A 21,895-nucleotide genomic window follows, 5' to 3' on the forward strand; every position below is an offset into this window, starting at 1 on the left:
CGGGAAAGGAGAATACGATGTTGAAGATAGACGAAGAGAACGGACTGCTGCGGATACGCGCGAGTGGCCAACTCGAAAGCTCGGACTACGATGACTTCGTGCCTCGGTTCGAACAGCTTGTCGGGCGAAAGCCCGGCAAGCTGCCGATTGTAATCGAACTCGCGTCCGATTTTGCAGGCTGGGATCTGCCCGGACTATGGCGCGATCTCAAGTTCGACGCGCGTCATCAGGACAGCTTCGGCAGGATCGCCATCGTCGGCGATGCGAAATGGGAAGAGTGGGGCACCAGACTCTCCGATCCGCTCTTCCGCGCCGAAATGAAATTCTTTGAATCCTCCCAGCATCAGGTTGCCGAGAGCTGGGTCCGCTCCGGGGAGGACACGGCATGAGTGGTGACCATGATATCGATCTCGGTTCGGCCGGGAAGCGCCGGACGCTGTGGGTCGTGCTCTGGCTGAACGTTGCGATCGCAATCGGGTTTTTCGTCGTCGGCTACTTCGCGGACTCGAACGCGCTCTTGGCGAACGGGCTCGACAACTCGTCCGACGCGATAGTCTATGCGCTCAGCCTGCTCGCGCTGGCCCGCTCGCGCATCTGGCAGCGTGGTGCGGCGCGGTTCTCCGGGGTCATGCTCTTGGTGTTCGCGGCAGGTGTCATTGCCGATGCCGTGCGTCGGTTCGTGGAAGGCTCGGAGCCAGGTGGATTTATGATGCTCGCGATGGCGGCAGTCGCAGCCGTGGTGAACCTTATCTGCCTGCGGATGCTCCAGCGGACGGAGGACAAGGACGTCAGCATGCGCGCAGCGACGACCTTCAGCTTCAATGATTTCATCGCCAATGGCGGGATCATCATCGCAGGCATCGTCGTGATGCTTACCGGCGCTAATTGGCCCGACCTGGTGGTAGGCGTCGCTGTGGCATGCATTGCCCTTTATGGCGGCATCCAGATCCTGCGCGATGCCCACATGGATATCCATGACGAGGAAGGAAGCGAGCATCGGAAGGGGGATCAGTTCCGGACATGAGCAATCAACACACACATGGTGGGCATGGCGGCCACAGCCACGGCGAGGAGAACCTGAGCGATCGCCAGCTGATCTTCGCGGTCGCGATCAACGTCCTGCTCACGCTCGCTCAGATCGTCGGCGGGATAGTCTCGGGTTCGCTCGCTCTCATTGCCGACGCCCTTCACAACTTCAGTGACGCCGCCTCGCTCGGCCTCGCGTGGTTCGCCCGAAGGATCGGCAGGCGTCCCGCCGACAGACGGATGACGTTCGGTTATGCGCAGGGCGAGGTCGTCGCTGCGCTCATCAACCTGACGACGCTGCTCATCATCGGCTTCTATCTGCTCGTGGAAGCGATCAACCGCTTCGCCGATCCGCAACCAATCGAAGGATGGACGGTGATCGCCGTTGCGGGCGTGGCATTGGTGATCGATCTGGTGACCGCTTTCATCACCCACCGCGGCGCCAAGGACAGCATCAACATGAAGGCGGCGTTCCTGCACAATGTGTCCGATGCCATGGCCTCTGTCGGTGTGATCGTCGCAGGGGTCCTGATCCTGCTATACGATCTCTACGTGGCCGATCTGGTCATCACCGTCATCATCGCCGCCTATGTGATCTGGCAGGGGCTTTCGTTAATGCCGCGCACGGTTCGCCTGCTTATGGGTGCGGTGCCAGATGACGTCGAGCTGCAAGAAATCATGGACGAACTCGAGGCGATCGATGGGGTCGAGAGCATCCACCATCTGCATGTCTGGAACCTGGGAGAGCACCGCCGTGCTCTCGAAGTGCATATCGTGCCATCCAGCCCGTCACTCGAACGGTTCGAAGACCTGAAGCGAACGGTGCGACAGCACGTCTCCTCTCGTTTCAACATCGAGCATGCAACGCTGGAAGCTTGCCTAGCAGCGGACTGCGATGAAGGGTTGATAGCCCAAGCCGGGCATTCTGGAAGGTTCTGAGGAAGGCGACGGGGCGCTCGAGTTTGTAGGGCGGGACATTCCGCGTAAAAACGAAAAGCTGCCGGCGAGAGCTAGATACCAAGCGTTTGGCATCGCGCAATGCTAGGCACTCCGGTGTCCGCTATCTGCATTCATGAACCCCAAAGCCGACAGACAGCTGTCGGTCCAAATTCGGAAGTTGCGTTGCGAGCTAGGCGGTGGCTCGGTCCCCTAGGAACCGCGAATTTGGCTTCAGAAATGACTGCTGTGCGATTAGGGACGAATACTGTGCTCAACCACGATTGGCCTAACCAGCTGGAGGTCTGCTTCTCGTCCGATTGAGCTTTCGGGCTTCGCAATCGTAAGATTTTGGAGCTTCTGAGACTTTTTGGGGGTAGGATGCACACTTGCCCTTTCGCAATGCCGATATCGGCGATGTGCAAAATGATCCTTTCCATAAACTGCTGGAGAAGCTGACTGCCATCGACGCGCTGGGGCAACTTGTGCTGCCTCGCGAGTCCGAGAGGCTTGCGGAGCTGAAGCGACAGGCTGCCGCAGCAGCAAAACGGCGTTCGCGAGACGAACAACGATATACGCTCGGCGGCCTGATGTTCTCTTTGGATCTCAATACACTAGATTATCATGCGCTTTATGGATTGCTGGCGCATCCCGACCATTTGCTCGTGTGGGCAATCGAAGCACGGGCATCGACAGGAGCGGGGACTTTGGCAAACATCATCCGCTTGATCTTAGATGACAAGGAACGAGCTGGCAGATGTGCGGAGTGGGGCCAACACCTAGCGTGGAGTCGAATGCGCCAACTGTATGAGGCTGAGGTCAACGCGTTCATTTCTTCCGAAAAATGCGGACTGAAAGCAAGATGGCGCCGCGATCCCATCACAGCCGCCCAAAACTACTTGATCAGTGAAATCTGCAAGCTCGATAGCATCGAAAATCCAACGCTCACTACGAAAGGGCAAGCTTTCGATTGGCTTCGCGAGCGCGGCGGTAACCCAAGGTTTTTAGCGCGTCCTGCTCCTATGCCTCTGATGAGTTCATGATCAATCAAGTCTCCCATCCAATCGACGAAGCAGCTGCTCTGCTGAGCCAAAAGGAACGGGAGTTCCTGAACGCGTCGGCTGCAGTCGAGGCCGCTCTAGCAGATGGACATACCGGATTATCTGAGCTCGATCGGCTTAACGAGATCGCAGCGGAAGTCGCGCAGATAGCAGAGTTCCTTTCGGATCATCTTCAAACGCAGCTTGCGTCGTTTCTCGAATAGGGCGCATTGAGATGGCCATTAAACCTTAGGATCAAAGAGTATGCGCCACCAATCAGTCAGGTCGGCGTTTGGTGAGGAATGAACTTCATTCTTAAGGAGTGTTTCGTGGGCGAGAAGAGGATAAATAAGTCTCCGTCTGAAATCGCCAGGGAGGCGGATTACCACAAGCGCCAGCACGGGAACCAAGAGGGTTTCTCGAATAAAGATCCAAGACAGGAAAAGGTTGCAAAAGAGACGCCGAGAGAACTGAAGAACAGGAAGAATCGGGAATCGAAAACGAGATCTGCGATCATGCGGACGGACTTAAGTTTACTTGGAGGAAGTATCTCCTTTCCGGCGAATCTTAATGAATATATCGAGACGCTCGTCCTATCCGAAAATTGTGGTGTGAGTAACGACGACAAGGCGTCAGCCATTTTCTCACCCACCCTGAAGGCGATCACAGATTTGCCGATCGGTCTGCTGACCGAGAAGGAATGTATGCTTCCGCGAGCATTGGTTCCTTCCGGATTTTCAGAAATTTTGCGCCATTGCCGGCGGATGATCTCCGTATCGGGGGACAAAAGCTACATCGCCTACGCAGTGGCTGGTTGGAAAACGTGTTCTGTGGACCGGGCAGCTTTTCGAAAGATGCAGGTCACCGCGCAGCAAAATGCCTTAAGGCACCTTGATGCTCATGCCCGCGCGCTGGCGCAAATCGAAGCAGATCACCCGAAGCTTTTTGAGGCGATTTTATGTGGCCGGCACAAGACTGCGCTGGACCTTCTAAGCCAAAGAACGCCAGAATCAGTGCTGAAGCCGCATCACATCCGCGCCGTGATTGCGGAGCATGGGCTGATCTATTGTCTGCATGATTTGCAATTAATCGCAGCGAGAGCGCATGCAGCAGAAGCTAATCCCTTCGAGAGCCTCGCTAGCTCCACCATGATCCAGATGAAGCCCGAAAACATCGCAAACCAGTCTCGCAGACAAGCGGCCACGCTGAACTCACTTCTGGCACAATATGCAACGCTGAGCGAAGAACTTGGCGGAAAGTTACCGCCCGAGGAAATTCCTGATCGGGAATCGCTGCGGTCTTTGGCCAACCAAGTGAGGTATGAAGCGAAGAAAACAGGCACCAACCTGCTCAGTCACCGATCGCAAATCGACGACTTAATCAGGTTCATGCGGAATAATCCGGTCTCTAAAAATCTGACATACCTTGCGATCTTGCACCAACCGGTCAGCAGAAATGGAATGGCGACAAGCTTCAACGCGTTTTGGTTTTCGGGGTTGAGCGCTACCCAAACGGTTTCAGTAGCCATTCTACGCTATCTCCAAGCCGAAAAAACGATTAAAATGCTTATTGAGGAGCGTGACCCTCGTTCAGTGCGGCCGCTTCGTGAGCATACTGCGATGCCAGCTTACGAACTGAGCCCCAAAGCGCCAGATACCTTCAGAGAGGCCCAAGACCTTCTGTTCATGTTGAGGCAGAACATTCTCCACGACAAGGACTTCACAACGAACGAAGAAAGCGTGTGGGAGCGTAGCGATCGAGAAGGCAGGCCCCCTATTAAGAAAGCGGCCGAAGTCTTGAAGGAATGGGGGCAGAGAGAAATAGGCGCGGATAAGGGTTCGCTCGACGATGCGGGGCGCACTTACTACTTACTGGACGTAATCCCCGAGCATCGGCTGGCATACTAACGCCACTGTGCTCGTCTGGCTCATTTGAACACCATATTCCGTCGATCGACAAGAATTTCCCATTGTTTACAGTGCCCACCATATTCGTGTCGGGTGCGCCAAGGGGCGGTCTTTCAAAGATCGCCGCCCCTCGGCGTATCGTTGCCGTCCGGCCTCGGTTCAGCTCGCCGGGCAGGCCTGCACCGTCTCCGCATCGTTGCCCACGCGCACCTCGGCCAGCGCATAGTCTGCGGCGCCGCTCGTCTGGAGCATGATGGTGGTCAGCTGGGACATGTCGATACCGGCCCCGGCAAGGCAGCGCAGCGGGATGCCGTAGCGCACGAAGCCTGCGCTGGCCGGAATGTCGAGCGGGATGGTCGCCTGGGTTCTCCCGCCTTGTACCGCCAGAGCGAAGCTGTCCGCCGGGTCGGTCACCTGCATGGTCACCAGAAGCATGACGTCGCCCGCAGCCTCGCGCGACAGGTCGACTGCATCGAAATTGTGCAGCACCACGTTCGCGTCGCCCGAAGCGATCTCGAAGCGGCGCGCGCCTTCCTGCACGATGTAGTTCGCTGCCGTAACGCGCATCCGGCCGCCCAGCGCACCGGCGGGGACCGTGGTGATGCGGGTCTGGTCGATCTCGCCCTCGTCATTGACCAGCAGCGACCAGCTCGCCGCCGGGACGCCGTTGGCGAACCATGTCCGGCTGTCGCCGGCTTCGGCCTTATCGAGCTCGGCCAGCGTTTCCCATGCGGTCGCCGGCGAGGCGTAGGTCAGGCCGTAGCCGAAGTCGAACAGCGCCCCGTCGTCGAGGCTGCCCGTGGCGGGCCATGCAGTCGGCAGCTTGCCGGTGAAGTCGTAGCGCGGCGCGCCGTCCGCCCCGGCGACGACCACGTCGGCAAGGCCTGCGCCCTCGCTGCCCGGCAGCCAGGCGACGACGAACGCGTCGGCTCGGTTCAGTGCCGGGTTCACGTACAGCGGCCGGCCGGTGATCATCACCGCGACCACCGGGATGCCCTGCGCTTTCAGGCGCTCCATCGTGGCATAGGGGCCGGTGAGGTCGGCATCGAGCATCAGCGTGGCCCGATCGCCCTGGAATTCGGCGTAGGGCTTTTCGCCGAAAACGACGACCGCCGCATCGGGGCGCTGTTCGAAAGAGCCGTCGGGCGAATGGACGGCGCTGCCGCCGCCCGCTTCGACCGCGGATTTCAGCCCCGCGAAGAGCGAGGTCGCGCCGGGGAACTGGCTGTTGTCGTGCCCGGTGCCCTGCCAGCTCAGCGTCCAGCCGCCGGACTGGCGGGCGATATCGTCGGCCCCTTCACCCGCGACGAGCAGCCGCCCGCCCGGTGCGATCGGCAGGACGCCGTCGTTCTTGAGGAGGACGAGCGACTTGCGCACCGCTTCGCGCGCCACTTCGCGGTGGGCGGGGGCGCCAAGCAGGTCGAACTCGCCCGAGAGGGGGCGGGTGGACGGTGCGCCCGCCTCGAACAGGCCGAGCCGCGCCTTGACCCGCAGGATCGCTGCGACCGCCTCGTCGATCCGCTCCATCGGTATTTCGCCGCTGCGCGCCTTGGCCAGCGTGTCGGTGTAGATCGCCTTCCACGTGTCGGGCGCCATGTACATGTCGATCCCGGCCAGCAGCGCTTGCGGGCAGCTGTCGTTGGTGCAGTCGGCCACCTGGCCGTGGGCGTTCCAGTCGGAGACCACGAAGCCTTCGAAATCCATCCGGTCTTTCAGCACATCGGTGACGAGGCTCTTGTTGCCGGTCATCTTCTTGCCCTGCCAGCTGGAGAAGCTGACCATTACGGTGGACACGCCTTCGCTGATCGCCGGGCCATAGGGCAGGCCGTGGATATCGCGCAGCTCCTCTTCGGAAATCGAGGAATCGCCCTGGTCAACGCCGTCGTCGGTGCCGCCATCGGCCAGGAAATGCTTGGTCGAGGCGATGACCTTGTCGCCCGCGAGCATGTTCCAGTTGTCGGGCTCGCCCTGCAGCCCGCGCACCATCGCGCCGACATAGGACGCGACAAGCTGCGGATCGCTGGAATAGCCTTCGTAGGCGCGGCCCCAGCGGAAATCCTGCGGCACGGCCACGGTAGGTGCGAAAGTCCATTCCTGCCCCGTCGCGCGGATTTCGCGGGCGGTGATGGCGCCGATCCGCTCGATCAGTTCGGGATCGCGCATCGCGCCGAGACCGATGTTGTGCGGGAAAATGGTCGCCCCGATGATGTTCGAATGGCCGTGCACGGCGTCCACGCCCCACACGATCGGGATGCCGACGCCGCCATCGCTGGTGTCGATCGATGCGTTGTAGAAATCGTCCGCCGCCTTCAGCCATTCGGGTGCCGGGGCCAGGTCGTCACCGTAAGGCCCGCTATTGCCACCGACGAGGATGGAGCCGAGGTTATAGGCCTTGGCATCTTCGGGAGAGACGCAGCACAGGTCTGCCTGCACCAGCTGGCCGACCTTTTCCTCCAGCGTCATGCGCGCCAGCAGGCTGTCGATCCGCGCCTGCTCTGCCGCGGGCACTTCGACCGGATATTCGTACGCCGGCCAGATTCCGGGATTGGCGACGCCCGCTTCGCGCGGGGCATCCAACGCGTCGCCATCGGCGACCTGGGGATTCGGTCCGCGCGTTTCGACGGTGGCACATGCGGCAAGCGCAAGGCCCGACCCGGCGGCACACAACAGCTTGGCAATCCTGGCAAATTTCACGGCAATCCCCATCCCTTTACAGGCGGCCGCAGCAGGCGCGCGGCCCTCTCTCACTCTCTTTGTGAACGTTAACAACATATCGCGGCGAGGGTCAATGCTCCGCTGCTTGCATGCGGCGAGGCCAGGATCAGGAGACGATCTGGCCGTTCTCGATCCGCACCTGCCGGTCGGCCAGCGCGGCGAGCGCGCCCCGGTGGCCGATGACCAGGATGGTGACGGAGCCGCGCAGCCGGGCGATCGCCCCGGCGATGGCGTGTTCATTGTCCCCGTCGAGCGCGCTGGTCGCCTCGTCCAGGATGAGCAGGTCCGGATTGCGCAGCAGCGCGCGGGCAAGCGCAAGCCGCTGGCGCTCCCCGCCCGACAGCTGGCGCCCGCCATCGCCGAGCCGGTGCCCGGTCCCGCCGGGCAGGTCGAGGACGAAGCTGGCCGAGGCATCGCGCAGGGCCGCTGCAAGAACGTCGTCCGAAGCGTCCGGCGCCGCCATGCGCAGATTGCCGGCGATGGTGCCGGGGAACAGCACCGGCTCCTGCTGCACATAGGCGACGCGGCGGCGCCACGCGGCGCGCGCCGAGGAGGGCAGCGGCGTGCCGTCCACCAGCAACGCCCCTTCGTCGGGGGCAACCAGCCCGCCCAGCACGTCGGCCAGCGTGCTCTTGCCCGCGCCGGAAGGGCCGGACACCGCAACCATTTCGCCAGCCGCGATGGTAAGCGAAATGCCCGACAACGCGGGCCGCGAGCCTTCGTAAGTGACGGATACACCATCGAGCGCGAGCGCCCGCGTCAGGGGCGGTGCGACATTATCCGCGTCTGCGTTCTCGGCGGCCGCGTCCATCCGTGCAAGCAGGTCCTCGACCGCGCCGATGGCCGGCACTGCGTTGTTCCACCGCTGCAGGCTTTCAACCAATGCGCCGAGCAGCGGCACGCTGCGCAGGAGGATCGCGGCCAGCGGCAGGACGATGGCAAGGGCAAGCCCCTGCGTATCGGCCGCGAACCACACGACGCCGCCGAGGATGATCGCCCCGCCCAACTGGAGCGCGGTGCGCGCCCATGCGGTGCCGGAAAGGTAAGCTCGCTCGGTCTTTCGCAATTGCGCCAGTTCATTCGCCAGACCAGTCGCTGCCGCATCCTCGCGCCCGAAGCTCTTCACGAGCCGCAACCCGTCGAGGCTGGTCTCGAGCCGTTCGTAAATCGCGTCGTAGGCTGCGCCGGTTTGGAGGCCCAGATGGCGGGCGCGACGTTGCAGCGGCAACAGCAGCAGCATAGCACCAGCGCCTACGCTAATCCCTGTCACCGCCGCGACCGGCGACAGCAACAACGCGGCCACGCTCAGCGCGGCTAGGGTCGTGGCGGCAGCTAGGGCGCTGCCCCCTTCCTGCACCGCATGGCCGACCCTTGCGATGCCGGAAATCAGCAGGGCGCGGTGCTCGCTCTGGCGGGAGGCAGAGAGCGCGCGCCAGTCGGCGGCGAGCAGCGAGCGGAAGGCGCGCAGCCGGAGGCCGTCGACCACCGCGATCTCGATATCGAGCGCGACGACGTGCCGCAAATGCGCCGCTGCCGCGCGCAGGGCGACGAGAGCCACGAACAGGCCCAGCACGCTCGGTAGGCTGAGGGCAGCGGCCCATTCGAGCAGCCTGCCGCCATCCGCCCCGCGGCCAGCATTCCCGCCCAACCGCGCGAACAGCGGCACCAGCGCAATGGCGCCCAGCGCCTCAAGCCCGGCGCCCGCAACAGTCAGAACGGCAAGAACGAGCGCCTTGCAGGCCGGCAAGTGATCGCGGATCGCGGAATCCATCGGCCCTAGTTACGCCCTTCCAGGTGGTCGGCAAACCGGCCTGCCAGCACCACGCCCGGCAGCGCCAGCAGCAGCGCCTGCGCCTCCGCATGACCGGCGGGCGAGCGTGCGGGCCAGTTGTCGAGGATGGAGTAGGCGCGGTCGAAGTCGATGACGGCGCCCAGCTCCGGATGCGCTTCCATGCGGCGCAGGCTTTCGCGCAATTCCTCGCGCCGCGGGGTCAGGCGGGCATGGCGGTCCGCGTTATGCATGCCGAGCCGCCGCTCCGTCCGCTGCGCTTCGGGCAGGCGGCCCTTGGCAAGCCGGCGGGCAAGATAGCGCGTCACGCCGCCGCGCACGAACTGGCTGGTCGGCAAGGTGATGCAGAATTCGATCAGCGGGCGATAGGCATAGATATCGCGCTGACGAATACCGAAAACCTGCTCGAACCCGTGGTGCATTTCCGCGCCTGCGTCCGCGCCATGCCAGACCATGTCGAGCCACTGGCGGCGGGTCGCCGGCCGCTCCCCGGTTCGCAGGCAGTGGTTGCGCCGCGCCCGCTCGCGCAGGTCCAGCTTGTCGATTGCGTCCGGGCGCACGAGGCTGCCGTTGGCGGGCATGAAATCGGGCTCGCCATGAACCCGCTTGCGGACGAAGCGGCGAAACCCCTCCGGCATGATCGGCAACAGCGATTGCGCGGCGAACCGGCGCAGCCGCGACCGTTCGTCGCCTGGCGCAGGATGGGCGAGCAATCCGGACAGCTGTCGCCACTTGCCGTTCACCAGGAATTCGACCGGCGCCCACGGCGCGTCGTTGCTGAGCGTGTCGTTGCCCATGAATCCGGTCAGCAGGACGTCGCAGCCGGCGCGCGCCGCCGCGCTGTAGGCGTTGTGGTAAAAACTGGCCGCCGCCTGTCCGGGCCGGCCGGTGGAAGTCGCGGTGAAGAAACGCTCGGCAAGATTGTCGAATTCGGCGGTGCCGACGAAGTTTGCGTCGATGCGCCGATGCATGGTGGCGAACGCCTCGACCGCGGCGCGCTCGTCGGTCACAATCCCCGGCCGGCGGTCCCGCGCAGTACCCGCCTCCGGCACTACGGTGAAGCTCGGCAGGCGTTCCGATTCCCACAGCTGGCGTAGTACCGCCTCCGCCGCGATGCCCGAATCGAGGCCGCCGGACAGCAGCAATCCCGGCTTCTCCGCGCCGTCCAGCGCGGCGGCGACAGCCTCGTCCAGCAACGCATCGGCAGCGGCGAGGTAATCGGCGTCGTCGGGCAATTTCGTGGGCGGGAGGGCGTGCGGATCGTACCACCGGTCGACCTTGAACCCGTCGGGCCCCAGCGTGACGATCGAGCCTTGCGGCACGCGGTGGACCCCGTCGTACCAGAATTCGGTGCCGGTGTGCTCGATACCGAACAGCATGTTGGCATAGCGGTGCCGGTGCAGCCGGCGCGGGAAGCCCGCTGCGAACAGGACGCGCGGGACCGAGGCGACGACGGCGGCGTGGTCGTCGCCCGCCCAGAAGAGCGAGGGGGCGTCCCAAGCACTACGCGACAGCCTCAGCGTGCCGTCGGGCTTGATGACGATGGCGGCGTAGGAGCCGATTACGGGGCGGTCGGCGAAATCCCCGTGCTGGGCGACGAGGTGGGCAAAGACATGCGCATCGTCGCGATCGGCGACGTCGATGCTCTCGGCAAGATCCTGGTGGTTGTCGATCCAGCCGCAGAAGAGGCACAGCGATCCGTCGGGACCGGTGGCCGGCGTCCAGCTGCGATCGGGTGCGGCGCGCGGGTGCGGCAGGCTTGCGGCGAGCCCGGCGGGCGTGTGCGCGCTACTGGCGGGATGACCGGTGAATAGCCCCAGCGACGGGGCGATCCGCGACGTGTCGAGCCACGAGGCCGCGGACCAGTGGTGGCCGAGCGCAATCATGCCCCGGCCCCGAAACCGTTAGCTGCGGTTCGTGGAATTCTTGCTGTTGCCCTGGTCGCTTGCAGTGCGGCTCCCCGCCACGTCGCGCAAGGTGCCCATCGGCACCAGTCGGGGCGTCGACCATCGCTTGGCATCCGTGCCCTGCTCTTTCACATTCGCCTCCATGACGGACCGCGGGGATGCGGCGTTGCGATGCAGCATAACAGACACCGAATCGCCTGCCAACGATGCTCTGTTAATCAATGCGATCCCAGCGCATGGGACGCAAACGCCACGTCGCTGCCTCGCCGCTCCCCGTAAATGACCTGCCCGCGATGGGTCAGCCACGCATGCAGGTCCTCGTGCCCGTCGCGTTCGGCGGGAGGGCGCACGCCGATCTGAAGCTGCGAACCGAAGCCGCGCCGCCGCAGCATCAGCGCCATTGCCAGGGCGCGGGGCAGGCAGGGGGCATCGCCCGGCATGCGCGCAGCGGCCCGCTCGATGGCCGCGGAGCGGTGTCGCAAGGTCGCTGCGTCGGGAGCGAGACGGGTCGGGCCGCTGCCACGCGCGAACCAGGTCCGCCATGTGCGGAAGGGCACCAGACGGACGAGGCCGTGTGCGACCGCCAGCGCAAGCGCAGCCTCCGCCGTGCGCAGCCAGCCATGCACCCGTCGCGTCACGCCAGCAGTCCCGCGCTGCGCAGGCTGGCGAGGAAGGCGTCGAGATCCTCCCCCATGGCCGGATCGCCGGCATAGTCGCGCTGCAGTCCGGCGAGGATTTCGTCACGGCTGCGCTCGCCATCGATCAGGTTCCAGATCGCGTGCGCGCTGCCTTCCATGGCGAAGAAATCGCCGTCGGACATGCGCATGACGACGGTTTCGTCGTCGAAGGCCGTTTCGGCGAAGTCGCTGGTCTTGCGCGGAATCATCGCATCGCACGCTCGATTGCGTGGCGCGCGAAGTCAAGATTGGCGGTGTATTCGCCGGCCCCGTGCGGCAGCCACAGCCGCCATGCGGGGACGCTGCGCGCCCTGGCCGCGGCGTCGGCGAAAACGGCAGCGCGGTCCCACCGGCGGGCGAGCGCGAGGAACTCGCTGCAGTAATGGTCCGCCGACCAGGCCGCGATTGCCGCCGCGCCGCCGAGCGGCCGGAATGACCGGCCGCCCTCTTCCAGCAGGACCACCCCGCCGAGCGGCAAGGGCCGGTCCGCGCGCGGCAGGCCCTCGGCAAAGAACTTCGCGTATTCGGGCGAGACCTGCTCGCCCTTCGCCGCACCGGTCATCGCGAAGGCATCGGGCCACAGCTTGGGCTTTTTGCGCCACGGGAGGACTTCGGGGCCGCTTTCGCCTTCCACGATCACGCTCAGGTCATCGGCGAGGAGCGGCATGCCCGCCAGCGCGAGCCCCGTCGCCAGCGTGGTCTTGCCCGCGCCCGACGGGCCGGTGAGGATGACGGCGCGCCCGTCCACCGCCACCGCCGATCCGTGGAACGGGTAGAGCCCGGCGAGTGCCGCCACCGCCGCCGCGATACTGCCTTCGCAGAAGAGGTCGATCTCGGCCGGGTGGGTCCCTTTGCTGGGATCGACCGTCAGCCCGCTGCCCAAGCGGTAATGGACGAGCGTGTCGGGCGGGATGCGGAACAGCAGTTCGCCCGGCTTGAGCATATACGTCCGCTGACCCAGCGCCTCGCCATCCAGCGCCGCTTCCACACGGCCGGTCGTTCGCTGCAGCTCGTGCTCCAGCAGCGCCAGCGCATCTTTGCTGTGCATAACCCGCTCAGCCATGCGTTTGCGGGCCGGAGCGGTGTGGAAAAGGCCGCGCCTGCGCCTTGTCGGCGATTCGCCGCGCGCGTAACCGGCGGGGATAGTCATGGCTCCCCCGCTGATCTCGCCATCCATCCTTTCTGCCGACTTCGCGAAGTTGGGCGAGGAAGTGCGCGCCATCGACGCGGCCGGGGCGGACTGGATCCATATCGACGTGATGGACGGGCATTATGTCCCCAATATCACCATCGGCCCTGCCGTCGTGAAGGCCCTGCGTCCCCATACCGACAAGCTGTTCGACGTCCACCTGATGATTTCGCCGGTGGATGCGTATCTCGAAGCCTTTGCCGATGCGGGCGCGGACATCATCACCGTGCATCCCGAAGCGGGTCCGCACGTCCACCGCACGGTGCAGGCGATCAAGGCGCTGGGCAAGAAGGCGGGCGTCGTCTTCAATCCCGCAACCCCGGTCGACACGCTCGATTACCTGGTCGAGATGGTCGACCTGGTGCTGGTGATGAGCGTCAATCCCGGCTTCGGCGGGCAGAAGTTCATTCCCAGCCAGCTCGGCAAGATCCGCGAGATACGGAGCCGCATCGACGCGAGCGGACGCGATATCCGGCTGCAGGTCGATGGCGGCGTCGATGCGCAGACCGCGCCGCAATGCGTCGAGGCGGGGGCCGACGTGCTGGTTGCCGGGTCGGCCACCTTCAAGGGCGGTCCCGATCGCTATGCCGCCAACATTGCCGGCCTGAAGGGCGGATAGGATGACCGATAGCCTCTCCCGCACCGCGCCGGACACAATCGAGCTGCCGCTCGGCGATCCGCAGGTTCCGGGCGAGGACGATGCGCGCGCCATCCCGCTGAGGAGCGCTGAAGAAGGCTTGGTCCGCGAGGAAACGAAGCGCCGGTCCGATCCGCCGACCACCGCTGCCGCTGCCGTGGACCACGCCGCCGGCGCCAGCCGCGCGCTGGCGCTCGCCGATTTCGCCCCGCCGTCGGTCGGCGCGGGCGAGCGGTTGATGCGCATGGCATACCGGATGGGCGTGCCGGGCTCGGTCCTGTCCGGTCCGTTCCGCAAGCCGTCCGCACTGCGCCTGCTTGCCACGGTCGAAAGCCCGCTGCCGGGCCGCCGGCCCAGCGGCGTCGCGCTGAGGGCCGGCCATTTCCTCGTCCACGGGGTCAAGGCGCCGATTTCGCAGATGGATTTCACGCCCAGCGCGCGGCTCACCCCGCCGTTCGAGCAGGCGATCCACGGCTTCACGTGGCTGCGCGACCTTTCCTCCTCCGCCCCGCGCGAACAATGCAGCGGCGTGGCGGAGCGGATCGCCGCCGCGTGGCTGAAGGCCAATCCGCAGGTCGGCAAGGGCATGCCGTGGCGCGTCGGCCTGGCGGCGCGCCGGATGCTCGCATGGCTGGTCCACGCCCCGCTGGTGATGTCGGGCGACAAGGGCGTGCGCACCAAGCTGCTCGCCCAGATCGCCGAGACCGCGCGCTGGCTCGACCGCAACCATGGCAAGGCAGAGGACCGGCTGGAGGAAGTCGCCGCGTGGTGCGCGATCACCGCCGCCGGCCTGCTGCTGCCCGATGGCAAGCCGCGCCGCCTCTATGGCGAAGCCGGTCTTGTGCACGCGCTGGGCGAACTGGTGGGTGAAGATGGCGGCGTCCTGTCGCGCAGCCCCTATGCCCAGATGGAAGCGCTGCGCCTGCTGGTCGACTGCCGCGCCTGTTACGAGGCGGTGCGCCGCGATCCGCCCGATGCGCTGGAGGCGATGATGCGCCTGCTCGTGCCGCCGCTCCTTACCCTGACCCATGCCGACGGGTCGCTCGGCAACTGGCAGGGATCGGGCGCTACGAGCGCCAACACGCTGCGCGCGCTGGTGGAGGCGACCCGGGTGCGCACCCGCCCGCTCAGGCAGGCGCGCGGCTGGGGTTACCAGCGGGTCGCGGCCAAGGGCGCGGTGCTGCAATTCGACGCCGCCCCGCCGCCGCTGGCGCGCCACGCCCGTTATGGCTGCGCATCCACGCTGGCGTTCGAATTTTCCAGCGGTGCGCATCGGCTGATCGTGAATTGCGGCGGGGCTGCGATGGCCGGCGGACAGATTCCCGTGCGCATCGAACAGGGCCTGCGCGCCACGGCAGCGCATTCGACGCTGGTGCTGGAGGATGCCAATTCCACTGCCGTGCTGATCGGCGGTAAGCTGGGCGCAGGCGTCGGCGAAGTGGAAATCGACCGGCGCAGCGTGGGCGGCAAGAAGCCGGCAACCCGGGTGGAAGCGAGCCATGACGGCTATGCCAGCCGCTTTGGCCTGGTCCACCGGCGCATCCTGCTGCTGAGCGACGAGGGCGACGAATTGCGCGGCGAAGACGTGCTCGTGCCCTCGGGCCGCAAGGGCAAACGCGGCAAGGTCAATTATGCGATCCGCTTCCATGTCGGGCCGGGCGTGGAGCTCAGCCTGACGAAGGATCGCAAGGGCGCGCGGCTTGCGCTGCCTGACGGCACCAACTGGCAGCTGCGCACCACGGAAGGCGAGCTGTCGATCGAGGATTCGATGTGGTCGGACGGTGACGGCCGCCCGCAGGCGATCGAACAACTGGTAATCGCGGGGATGATCTCGCGCAGCGGGGCGAATTTCTCCTGGCTGCTCAAGCGAATGGGGTGATTTTGTGACGGATGCAGTCACGGTGAAGCGGGCGCTGCTCTCGGTGTCCGACAAATCCGGCTTGGTCGAACTGGGCCGGGACCTGGCGGCGCGCGGCGTGGAGCTCGTTTCCACCGGCGGCACGGCCAGGGCGCTGCGCGACGCAGGGCTGGCGGTAAAGGATATTTCCGAGCTCACCGGCTTTCCCGAAATGATGGACGGGCGGGTCAAGACGCTGCATCCCAAGGTCCACGGCGGGCTGCTCGCCGTGCGCGACGATGCCGCCCATGCCACCGCCATGGCAGAGCATGACATTGGCGCCATCGACCTCGTGGTGGTCAATCTCTATCCCTTCGAAGCGACCGTGGCGAAGGGCGCAGGGCGGCCCGAAATCATCGAGAACATCGATATCGGCGGGCCGAGCATGGTCCGCTCCTCGGCCAAGAACCACGCTTACGTGACCATCGCCACCGACCCTGGCGACTATGCCGCACTGCAGGGCGAGCTGGCCGACCGCGACGGGGCGACCTCCTACGATTTCCGCAAGGCGATGGCAGCGAAGGCCTTTGCCGCGACCGCCGCTTACGATTCCATGATCGCGAACTGGTTCGCCCAATCCGACCAGGGGCAGGGCCTGCCGGACCGCCTGTTCGCCAACGGGCGCAAGGCGGACGAGCTGCGCTATGGCGAGAACCCGCACCAGTCGGCTGCGATCTATATCCCGGCCGGCCCCCCGGCGCGCGGCATCCCGCAGGCCGAGCAGGTGCAGGGCAAGGAGCTGAGCTATAACAATTACAACGATGCCGATGCGGCACTGAACCTCGTCAGCGAATTTGCCGGACAGGACCCGGCCATCGTGATCGTCAAGCACGCCAATCCGTGCGGCGTGGCGCAGGCGGGCAGCCAGATCGAGGCGTGGGAAGCCGCGCTGGCGTGCGACAGCGTTTCGGCCTTCGGCGGGATCGTTGCCTCCAACACGCCGCTCGATGGCAGGACGGCAGAGGCGATCTGCAAGATCTTTACCGAAGTCGTGGTGGCGCCCGATGCGGACGAGGAAGCGAGGGCGTTCTTCGCGGCCAAGAAGAATCTGCGCCTGCTCCTGACCGGCGAGCTGCCCGATGCGGCGCGCGGCGGCCTTTCGATCAAGTCGATCACCGGCGGCATCCTCGCGCAGTCGCGCGACAATGGCCGGATCACGCGCGACGACCTGAAAGTGGTCACCGAGCGCGCGCCGACCGAGCAGGAGCTGGACGATTGCCTGTTCGCCTGGACGGTGGCCAAGCACGTCAAGTCGAACGCCATCGTCTATGCGAAGGACGGCGCGACCGCAGGCATCGGGGCGGGGCAGATGAATCGCCGCGACAGCGCCCGCATTGCCGCCATCAAGGCGCAGGAAGCGGCCGGGAAATACGATTGGGACCAGCCGCGCACCGTGGGCAGCGCCGTTGCGTCGGATGCCTTCTTCCCCTTCGCCGACGGATTGCTGTCCGCCGCCGAAGCGGGCGCGACGGCCGTGATCCAGCCCGGCGGCTCGATGCGCGACCAGGAAGTGATCGACGCTGCGAACGAACAGGGCCTGGCTATGGTGTTCACCGGGATGCGGCACTTCAACCACTGATCCCGCGCTTTCAGAAGCGCATCGCGTCGGGATCGCCCTTGCGGCACATGTGCAGCAGGCCGCGCGGTGTGCGCAACACCAGCCGGCCGCGGTCGGTAAAGGCAAAGGCGTCGGGCGTCGCGAGGGAGAGGAACGAGAGCCCCCCCCCGATCTCGATCGGTTCCCCCGCTACGTACGGCTTCGGGACCTCATTACATTGCACACTGTCTTCCAGCGCCAGGGAGAGGTTTGGCCCCTCAGAAGAGTAGGTCGCACGGCAGCCGGATTGGTCAGTCATGGTGTCGCGGGCAATCGAAAGCGTGATCGGTCCCGCCTGATATGCGCCGAGCAGCGTGTTGCCGCAGCTTTGGAATTCGCCTGCCAGCGTCCGGTCTGGGTAAGGCGGGCGGCGCAGCGTGAGGCCGGGGCCACCGGTCAACGTCAGGCGATCACTGTCGATACGATAGCCCGTCACCGCGCCCAAGGCGGAGAAGAGCAGTGCATCCTCGGCCGCGTCTTCCTTGCTGCAACCCTGCTGCGTCGCAGCGCCGAGATCGATCCGCCCGGTCGTGCTGACGTCGCCATAGGCGGTGTTGCATTCGGCGCTGGCAAATACTCCTGCGTAACGGTATTCGATCTCCGCAGCAGCCCGTCGCTCCATGGCGAATGGCTCGCCGCCGATAGCGTCCACCAGCCATCTGCCGGCAAGTGCCGAAACGGCATAAGGCGGGCGTTCCAGCACGGCCGTAGTGCCGCTCGCATCGGCCAAGCGGAGAACGTCGCCTTCGCGCCGCCAAGTCGCAAGATTGTCGATGAAATCGGCCCATCGGCGCTCGAAATCGGCGGCACCTGCCGCGTTGCCGCATTTGCCGATCTGCACCGCTTCGCGCCTGATCACCGAAATGGACTGACCGTCGAGCTGGTAGAACGCCGGATGACCTCCGCCGCATTGCGCGTGGTGGTTGAGAAAGCCACCGCCGCTGCCGGTCAGGACCCCTTCGCGGTCCGAAACGTCATCGCCGGCTAGTGTGCGCAAGAGCCAAGTGTCGCCGAGGGGATCGATTCGCTCGAGATACGTGCCATCGTCCATCGCGTCGCCTGATGCAGCACGCTGTTGCATCGCTTCTCCGGTCGAGGCGACCGGCTGGCACGCGGTCAGCGCGCCAACCACACATATTGTTCGCATACTCAACGACATGTCGTTTCCACTCCCACACGGCCTCATCGCAATTTCAAGCTGAACACCGCACGACAGGCAGCTTCACCTTTTTGCAAGCGGCCATGCGGTAGAAGGTGCCGGACGATGACGAAAATCGAAAGCACGACCGATGGGCCTTTTCAAAACCGATTCCTACATCGCCTTCGCCGCAGGCTTCGGCTTGACCGCGTTCATCATGGCGAGCCAGTTCAACCTGCTTGCATGAACCGCATCCGCGCCAGCTTTGCCGCCGTCGCGCTGGCCACGGCGGCGTGCAGCCAAGCCATGCCCGCAGCCGTCGCTGCGGAAGAGACGGTGCGCGCACCGGTGGCTGATCGGATTTCGCGCGAAAGCGAAGGACTGAAGAACGCCTATTTCGCCGGGGGCTGCTTCTGGGGCGTGGAGGCCGTGTTCAGCCACGTGCCCGGCGTGACGAGCGCCGTCAGCGGCTATCACGGTGGCAATGCGGCGACCGCGAAATACGATATCGTCAGTTCCGGCGTCAGCCAGCATGCCGAAACGGTGAAGGTCACCTACGATCCCAAGATCGTGCGTTACGACCAGCTGCTGCGCATTTTCTTCTCGGTCGTCCACGATCCCACCCAGCTCAACCGCCAGGGGCCGGATCGCGGTGCGCATTACCGATCTGCCTTGATCCCCGTCAGCGCCGATCAGCGCGCGGTCGCGCGTGCCTATATCGACCAGCTGGAAGCGGCGGACATCTGGGACCGGCCGATCGTCACGAAGATCGAGACGGCGAAGCGGTTCTACCCGGCCGAACCCTATCACCAGGATTTCGCGCACAAGAACCCGCGCCACTCCTATATCGTGCGCTGGGACGCGCCGAAGGTTGCTGCGCTGCGCCGCCTGTTGCCGCAGCACCACCGCAGCAGCTTCAAGACCGGCTGATCGCGGCCCGATTGCGAGCGGCTGCCGGGCGCCCTATATCGGCGGCATGGCCAGTCACGCACATACCCACCACCAGGAACATTCCGGCGAAGCGCTGGTCGAGGCCGCGCGCGCCACGCTGACCGAGCACGGCGAGCAGTGGACCGCCATGCGCGAAGGCGTGTTCCGCGCGCTGGCGAGCGAGGACAAGCCGGTTTCCGCCTACGATCTTGCCGACGAGATGACCCGCCGCCGCGAAAAGCGCGTGGCCCCCAACAGCGTCTACCGCATCCTCGATTTGTTCGTGCGCACCAACCTCGCCAACCGGATCGAGAGCGCCAACGCCTATCTCGTCAACACCCATCCGGGCTGCAACCACGACTGCATCTTCGTGATCTGCGACGATTGCGGCGCGGCAACCCATATCGACGACGACCGCGTCACCGGCGCCTTGCGCGAAGCGGGCAAGGACGCGGGCTTCGCGGGCATCCGCCCGGTCGTGGAACTGCGCGGCCTGTGCGACAAATGCGCGGCCTGAGGGCCGTCGCCTGCAAATCATTTGCGTTCATCGACAAGCACACATCGCGGCGCTAAGCCGAAAGCCATGAGCCAACGCCCCGATACGCCGCTTCTGGACACTGTCGACACGCCGGAAGACCTTCGCAAGCTGAAGCCCGAACAGCTGCGCCAGCTGGCCGACGAATTGCGCGCGGAAATGATCGACGCGGTCGGCTCCACGGGCGGGCACCTGGGCAGCGGGCTGGGCGTGGTCGAGCTGACCACCGCGATCCACTATGTCTTCAACACGCCCGACGACAAGCTGATCTTCGACGTCGGCCACCAGGCCTATCCGCACAAGATCCTGACCGGGCGGCGGGACCGGATCCGCACGCTGCGGCAGGGCGGTGGCCTGTCCGGTTTTACCAAGCGGAGCGAGAGCGAATACGACCCCTTCGGCGCGGCGCATTCCTCCACCTCGATCAGCGCCGGGCTCGGCTTTGCCGTCGCCAACAAGCTGAAGGGAGAGCCGGGCAAGGCGATCGCCGTCATCGGCGACGGCGCGATGAGCGCGGGCATGGCCTACGAGGCGATGAATAACGCCGAGCAGGCGGGCAACCGGCTGGTCGTGATCCTCAACGACAACGACATGAGCATCGCGCCCCCGGTAGGCGGCCTGTCCGCATACCTCGCGCGGATGGTGTCCTCGAGCGAGTATCTCGGCCTGCGCAACCTGGCCTCCAAGGCGGCGAAGAAACTTTCGCGCCGCGTGTGGTCGGGCCTCGAAAAGGCCGAGGAATACACGCGCGGCATGGTGACCGGCGGGACGCTATTCGAAGAACTGGGCTTCTACTACGTCGGCCCGATCGACGGACACAATCTGGACCACCTCGTCCCGGTCCTGGAAAACGTGCGCGACAGCGAGCAGGGCCCGATCCTGGTCCATGTCGTGACCACCAAGGGCAAGGGCTACCAGCCCGCCGAAGACAGCGCCGACAAGTACCATGGCGTGCCGAAATTCGACGTGGTCACGGGCGAAAAGGCGAAGTCCAAGGCCGGCCCGCCCGCCTACCAGAACGTGTTCGGCGAAACGCTGGCGAAGCTGGCCGAAACCGACGACCGCATCTGCGCGATTACCGCTGCCATGCCGAGCGGGACGGGGGTGGACAAGTTCGCCGCCGCGCATCCCGACCGCGCCTTCGACGTCGGTATCGCCGAACAGCACGGGGTGACCTTTGCCGCCGGCCTCGCCGCGCAAGGGATGCGCCCGTTCGCGGCGATCTACTCCACCTTCCTCCAGCGTGCGTACGACCAGGTGGTCCACGACGTGGCGATCCAGAACCTGCCGGTGCGCTTCGCCATCGACCGCGCGGGGCTGGTCGGCGCCGACGGGGCGACCCATGCGGGCAGTTTCGACATCACGTACCTCGCCACCCTGCCCAACTTCGTGGTGATGGCCGCGGCGGACGAGGCGGAGCTGGTCCACATGACCTACACCGCCGCCGAATATGATGACGGACCCATTGCCCTGCGCTACCCCCGCGGCAACGGCGTCGGTGTACCGCTGCCCGAAACGCCGCAGAAGCTGGAAATCGGCAAGGGCCGGGTGGTGCGCGAAGGCAGCAAGGTCGCGATCCTGTCGCTCGGCACGCGGCTCGCCGAAGCCAACAAGGCGGCTGACGAACTGGAGGCCAAGGGCCTTTCAACCACCGTCGCCGACCTGCGCTTCGCCAAGCCGCTTGACACCGACTTGATCGACCGGCTGATGAAAAGCCACGAGGTCGTGATCACGGTGGAGGAAGGCGCCATCGGCGGCCTCGGCGCGCATGTCCTCACCCACGCCAGCGACAAGGGCCTGACCGATGCTGGGCTGAAAGTGCGCACCATGCGCCTGCCCGACATATTCCAGGACCACGACGATCCGGCAAAGCAATACGACGAAGCCCGCCTCAACGCCCCGCACATCGTGGACACGGTGCTGAAAGCGCTCCGCCACAACAGCGCCGGCGTGGAGGAGGCGCGGGCTTAAGAAG

General features: G+C 65.2%; 20 protein-coding genes. 12 read left to right on the forward strand and 8 right to left on the reverse strand.

The genetic code is table 11. The features are described from left to right. Positions 1–17: 17 nt before the first annotated feature. From QQW98_RS05575 to QQW98_RS05600, 6 genes are all read left to right on the forward strand, one after another. A complete protein-coding gene (locus tag QQW98_RS05575; RefSeq protein ID WP_232725745.1) occupies positions 18–389 on the forward strand; it encodes a SpoIIAA family protein in 372 nt (123 codons plus the stop codon). Beyond that, positions 386–1,024 carry a cation diffusion facilitator family transporter gene (locus tag QQW98_RS05580; RefSeq protein WP_222136596.1) on the forward strand — a complete coding sequence of 213 codons (639 nt, stop codon included), beginning with the start codon at positions 386–388 and terminating at the stop codon, positions 1,022–1,024. The genes QQW98_RS05575 and QQW98_RS05580 overlap by 4 nt, the downstream gene beginning before the upstream one ends. Then, positions 1,021–1,965 (forward strand): cation diffusion facilitator family transporter, encoded by a 945-nt coding sequence (locus QQW98_RS05585; RefSeq protein ID WP_290136542.1) that lies wholly within the window; start codon positions 1,021–1,023, stop codon positions 1,963–1,965. Before QQW98_RS05580 ends, QQW98_RS05585 begins: the two co-directional genes overlap by 4 nt. A gap of 386 nt (positions 1,966–2,351) precedes the next feature. Then, positions 2,352–3,005 (forward strand): hypothetical protein, encoded by a 654-nt coding sequence (locus QQW98_RS05590; protein ID WP_290136543.1) that lies wholly within the window; start codon positions 2,352–2,354, stop codon positions 3,003–3,005. Continuing rightward, a complete protein-coding gene (locus QQW98_RS05595) occupies positions 3,002–3,226 on the forward strand; it encodes a hypothetical protein (protein WP_290136544.1) in 225 nt (74 codons plus the stop codon). The genes QQW98_RS05590 and QQW98_RS05595 overlap by 4 nt, the downstream gene beginning before the upstream one ends. 105 nt (positions 3,227–3,331) lie before the next feature. Continuing rightward, on the forward strand, positions 3,332–4,909 hold the full coding sequence (locus QQW98_RS05600) for a hypothetical protein (protein WP_290136545.1): 1,578 nt from the start codon (positions 3,332–3,334) through the stop codon (positions 4,907–4,909). A gap of 159 nt (positions 4,910–5,068) precedes the next feature. Here QQW98_RS05600 and QQW98_RS05605 read toward each other — a convergent pair whose 3' ends face one another. The 7 genes from QQW98_RS05605 to QQW98_RS05635 form a co-directional block, all read right to left on the reverse strand. Further along, complete coding sequence (locus tag QQW98_RS05605; RefSeq protein ID WP_290136546.1) at positions 5,069–7,603, reverse strand: glycoside hydrolase family 3 protein; 2,535 nt, start codon at positions 7,601–7,603, stop codon at positions 5,069–5,071. A 127-nt stretch (positions 7,604–7,730) separates the two neighbouring features. Then, entirely contained in the window at positions 7,731–9,395 is a 1,665-nt protein-coding gene (locus tag QQW98_RS05610) for an ATP-binding cassette domain-containing protein (protein WP_290136547.1), read from the reverse strand. 5 nt (positions 9,396–9,400) lie between these two features. After that, complete coding sequence (locus tag QQW98_RS05615; RefSeq protein WP_290136548.1) at positions 9,401–11,299, reverse strand: asparagine synthase-related protein; 1,899 nt, start codon at positions 11,297–11,299, stop codon at positions 9,401–9,403. A gap of 18 nt (positions 11,300–11,317) precedes the next feature. After that, positions 11,318–11,452 carry a hypothetical protein gene (locus QQW98_RS05620; RefSeq protein WP_290136549.1) on the reverse strand — a complete coding sequence of 45 codons (135 nt, stop codon included), beginning with the start codon at positions 11,450–11,452 and terminating at the stop codon, positions 11,318–11,320. An 86-nt stretch (positions 11,453–11,538) separates the two neighbouring features. Further along, positions 11,539–11,958, reverse strand: coding sequence for a lasso peptide biosynthesis B2 protein (locus QQW98_RS05625; RefSeq protein WP_290136550.1), 420 nt, complete (start codon positions 11,956–11,958; stop codon positions 11,539–11,541). Beyond that, on the reverse strand, positions 11,955–12,206 hold the full coding sequence (locus QQW98_RS05630) for a PqqD family protein (protein ID WP_290136551.1): 252 nt from the start codon (positions 12,204–12,206) through the stop codon (positions 11,955–11,957). The genes QQW98_RS05625 and QQW98_RS05630 overlap by 4 nt, the downstream gene beginning before the upstream one ends. Further along, the gene (locus tag QQW98_RS05635; RefSeq protein ID WP_290136552.1) at positions 12,203–13,045 is read right to left on the reverse strand and encodes a phosphoenolpyruvate carboxykinase (ATP); all 843 of its coding nucleotides are present in this window, start codon (positions 13,043–13,045) and stop codon (positions 12,203–12,205) included. Before QQW98_RS05635 ends, QQW98_RS05630 begins: the two co-directional genes overlap by 4 nt. 100 nt (positions 13,046–13,145) lie before the next feature. On the opposite strand from QQW98_RS05635, the gene rpe reads away from it, so the two are divergent. From rpe to purH, 3 genes are read left to right on the forward strand one after another with little or no spacing between them, the layout of a single operon-like run. Next, the gene (gene rpe / locus QQW98_RS05640; RefSeq protein ID WP_290136553.1) at positions 13,146–13,805 is read left to right on the forward strand and encodes a ribulose-phosphate 3-epimerase; all 660 of its coding nucleotides are present in this window, start codon (positions 13,146–13,148) and stop codon (positions 13,803–13,805) included. A gap of 1 nt (position 13,806) precedes the next feature. Further along, a complete protein-coding gene (locus tag QQW98_RS05645; RefSeq protein WP_290136554.1) occupies positions 13,807–15,702 on the forward strand; it encodes a heparinase II/III family protein in 1,896 nt (631 codons plus the stop codon). A gap of 4 nt (positions 15,703–15,706) precedes the next feature. Further along, positions 15,707–17,299, forward strand: a complete 1,593-nt coding sequence (purH, locus tag QQW98_RS05650) for a bifunctional phosphoribosylaminoimidazolecarboxamide formyltransferase/IMP cyclohydrolase (protein WP_290136555.1) — start codon at positions 15,707–15,709, stop codon at positions 17,297–17,299. Positions 17,300–17,309: 10 nt separating this feature from the next. Here purH and QQW98_RS05655 read toward each other — a convergent pair whose 3' ends face one another. Continuing rightward, complete coding sequence (locus tag QQW98_RS05655) at positions 17,310–18,398, reverse strand: META domain-containing protein (protein ID WP_290137084.1); 1,089 nt, start codon at positions 18,396–18,398, stop codon at positions 17,310–17,312. Between the two features lie 300 nt (positions 18,399–18,698). Between QQW98_RS05655 and msrA the strand changes: the two genes are divergently transcribed. The 3 genes from msrA to dxs all read left to right on the forward strand — a co-directional run bounded on the left by msrA (position 18,699) and on the right by dxs (position 21,891). Continuing rightward, complete coding sequence (gene msrA, locus QQW98_RS05660) at positions 18,699–19,385, forward strand: peptide-methionine (S)-S-oxide reductase MsrA (RefSeq protein ID WP_290136557.1); 687 nt, start codon at positions 18,699–18,701, stop codon at positions 19,383–19,385. 46 nt (positions 19,386–19,431) lie between these two features. Then, on the forward strand, positions 19,432–19,902 hold the full coding sequence (locus QQW98_RS05665) for a Fur family transcriptional regulator (protein ID WP_290136558.1): 471 nt from the start codon (positions 19,432–19,434) through the stop codon (positions 19,900–19,902). Between the two features lie 66 nt (positions 19,903–19,968). Further along, positions 19,969–21,891, forward strand: a complete 1,923-nt coding sequence (gene dxs / locus QQW98_RS05670) for a 1-deoxy-D-xylulose-5-phosphate synthase (protein ID WP_290136559.1) — start codon at positions 19,969–19,971, stop codon at positions 21,889–21,891. Positions 21,892–21,895 lie beyond the last annotated feature (4 nt).

Source organism: Alteriqipengyuania flavescens, assembly GCF_030406725.1.
Lineage (GTDB): Bacteria > Pseudomonadota > Alphaproteobacteria > Sphingomonadales > Sphingomonadaceae > Alteriqipengyuania_B > Alteriqipengyuania_B flavescens.